Source organism: Kiritimatiellia bacterium (assembly GCA_028715905.1).
In the GTDB taxonomy this organism is placed as follows: domain Bacteria; phylum Verrucomicrobiota; class Kiritimatiellia; order JAAZAB01; family JAAZAB01; genus JAQUQV01.
Genome location: JAQUQV010000093.1, coordinates 1 through 3212 on the forward strand (window position 1 = coordinate 1; position 3212 = coordinate 3212).

At 59.2% G+C, this 3212-nt stretch carries 2 protein-coding genes; both read right to left on the reverse strand.

All coding sequences use genetic code 11. The features are described from left to right. Positions 1 to 143: 143 nt before the first annotated feature. Entirely contained in the window at positions 144 to 1016 is an 873-nt protein-coding gene (locus tag PHP98_11420) for a hypothetical protein (protein ID MDD5484238.1), read from the reverse strand. A gap of 162 nt (positions 1017 to 1178) precedes the next feature. Continuing rightward, positions 1179 to 3212: hypothetical protein (locus tag PHP98_11425; GenBank protein MDD5484239.1), on the reverse strand; the 2034-nt coding region annotated here is incomplete at its 5' end.

Here is a 3212-nt window from a genome sequence, read left to right on the forward strand (position 1 = left end):
TCGCCGCGGCGGGGCGCGGCTCCTACCTGCGGACAATGGATGGATGAATGTAGGAGCGCCACCCCGTTGGCGCGATTGCATCGTTACGTCGGGGCGCGACGCGATTCTTACCTTCGCCGCGGCGGGGCGCGGCTCCTACATTTTTACTGTGCCGTTCCGGCAACATCGGCGGCATATCCGCCGGTTTCAACGAAGGTCGCCTGCAGTTTGCGGCCGGAGAGAGTGGCGTCGCTCAGCGTGCCTTGCAGAGTGCCGGTGATCTGGACGGCATAACCCTGCGAATATCCGGTGGCGTACAACTGGGCCACGATTGAGCCGCTGACGGGCGCCGTGCCCGGGTTGGAAGGATCCAAGTCAATCGGCACACCGCCGGTGGTGCGCACACTGCCGATATACCCTTCGTATTTACTGCCGCAATCATCCGTGATCTGGATTGTGTTGCCCTGTTGATACAGAATAAAAGTGTAAATCGGATCGCCGTGATTGCCCTGGCTGGCGATAACGATATTACTGGTTGAGAGGTATTGATATGCGCCCAAAATCTGGGTTCCGCTGGCCAGCGGGGCGGGAAATGAGAGCGTCCAGACACCCGTATTCAGATTGAGCGAACCGGAGGACCCGTCCGCCGGCGTAACGGTCAGGGCCACGGTGCCGGCCGAGGCGCTGCCGGGGTCGGCAAAGCGGTAACCGCCGGCCACGATGGTAAGGGTGCCGCTCTTTGGCGGAGGATGGGCCAGGACCGATGAAAAAGCCGTATTGATGCCGTCGCCGGTTCCCAGCAACTCGCCGGCCACCGAGTTGGTGGCGGTAACGGTGTTGGTGATTGAGCCCGGGCCGACGCCGGGCGCGCGCACCAGCACGCCGCCGTCGGAGGCCTTGTAAGCCCCGCTGAAATCCGCGTAATTCTCCCGGTCGTTCCAAGTGGCCATGTCGCCGCCGGCGGTCCACTCACAGCCGGCGAGCAGCAGAAGGCAGAAGGCAGAAGGCAGAAGGCAGAAGTATTTCAGGAATTTCATATTCACCTCAGTTCTGAATAATAGAGCACAAAGCCCGACAATTGGCAATACATTTTTTTTACAAATAATGTTTTGTCGTCCGGAATCGCCCGGCAATGCCGGGCTCCTGCATCTTTCTGAAACTTTGTGCCTATGTGCCTTTGTGCCTATCTTTATGTTTCCTCATCTTCCTTTCTGCACTGGCGCGGCCGCGGGCCAGCCGAACTGCCGCTCGTAATACTTGCCCGACCAGCAGAAAATATACCATTTTCCAGCGGGCGGGTAATAAACGCAGACGTCGCTGCGGCCGTCGCCGTCGTAATCGCCGGGGACCGGGATGCAGCCGTACCAGCCGAACCGGCCGCACAAGTATTGCCCCTTCATGGTCAGGATCTGCCAGTCGCCGGTGGTTGTATTAAAGATGGCGACGTCGCTCAAGCTGTCGCCGTCGTAATCGCCGGGGACGGGAATCCAGGTCGGCCCGCCGAAATTGCCGTTAATCTGCTGGAATTGACGGGTATACCAATGATAGGTTAAAAGCTGCCAGTTGCCGCTTGCGGGCTCATAAACCGCCAGGTCGGCCCCGCCGTCGCCGTTGTAATCGCCGGGGACGGGAATCCAGGTCGGCCCGCCGAATGCGAGGTTGATACGCTGTCCGCTCCACAGGTCGTAAATGAACCAGGCGCCCTCGGCCGGGTAATAGAGGGCCAGATCCGTCCTGCCATCGGCGGTGTAATCGGCCGGCACCGGGATCATTTCGGAGTCGCCGAACCGCATGTTGAATTTCTGGCCGGTCCAGACGTCGTACAGCCTCCATTCGCCGGCGGCGGAATCAAAGAGCGCGAAATCCTCGGCGCCGTCGCCGGTATAATCGCCCAGCATCGGCAAAGTAGCCGCGGTGCCGAAAGACAGGGGGAAGTACTGTCCGTAGGCGCTCATTAAGTGCCAGTTGCCGGCGACGACGTCATAGACAGCCAGATCGGTGCGGCCGTCGCCGTCGTAATCGGCGGGGCTTCGCCGCCAGCCGAAACACATGGGCCGGTAAGCCGGGTAAGAATTTTTGTCCAGCGGATTTGTATTATACCGTCTTACTTCGCTGCCGTCGGAATATTTATCGCCGTCGGTGTCCCAGCCGGTCGGGTTGAGCCGCTGGCCGGCCTTGGCGGCAGAATTGAAAGACGCGGCGAAAGTATGATAATTCATTTCAAACCAGTCGGAGAGTCCGTCGCCGTCGGTGTCCCATGAGGCCGGGTTCATATTATGGCCGTCGCGGATGTATTCATCCAGGTTGGTTTCGCCGTCACCGTCGTAATCCATGTCGCCGGTCTGATCCAGGTTTCCGAAGTAATACATCTCCCAGGCGTCGGGCAAAAGGTCGTTATCCATATCCTTGTCACGGATAATGAGCTTGGCGCCGTCCATAAAGGTGGTGGTCAGAAGCGCGATGACGCGCGGCTGGTAGTCGTTATCCGGGTCGCGGATAAATCCGGAGGACGACCAGTTTTCCATCCGGCCGCTGCGCGTTCCCCCGGCCGGGCTGACATCCAGGTAAGCGCGGACGTAATAAGTCCCCTCGGCCAGCCCGCGCAGGGTGAACGAACCCTTGAAAGTATTGGTGCGGTTGGCGCCGGTCAAAACGATTTTTGCTTCGGGCTTGCCGCTGAATCCGCGGTTGTCAAAGGCCTCCACGACGATATTGGAGGAATCGGTCTTGCCGAAGTAGTAAATATCGCCCGCGATCCAGTGCGAGTTGGTCGCGTTCAGGTTGACCTCAAAAGTCTGATAATCCGACCAGGCGCTTTCGCCGGCGGGGTTCCATCCGGCCACGCGCCAGTAATAGACGCCGTTGCCCAGTTCGCCGGCGTATTTCGGCATATCGGCCTGATAAGCTCCGTCGCCGTCACAGTAGGGCGTGGGATAATAATCATCAACCACTAAACTCATACTGCGGTTGGCTTTCTGCCGGGCGACCTGCAGATGATACCTGGTGGTGTTGGCGTCCATGGTCCATTTGAGCTGGTTGCGGGCATAGTTGAAGGTGTGCCCGCGCGGATAGACTAACGTTGGAGCGCTCATGGTTGCCGGCCAGGTGACGGAGAAAGTGCCCTGCCGGGAATTCATCCACCACTGATAAGTTCCGGCGCTCAAGCCGTAAAATCCGGCCAGCTGGTAATCCCATTCATGGAAGAAATTACGCGGCCAGCGCATGTTGCGGGT

Excerpts from the sequence above, each read along its gene's own strand:
- PHP98_11420 (MDD5484238.1), bottom strand. The coding sequence starts at position 1,016 with ATGAAATTCCTGAAATACTTCTGCCTTCTGCCTTCTGCCTTCTGCCTT.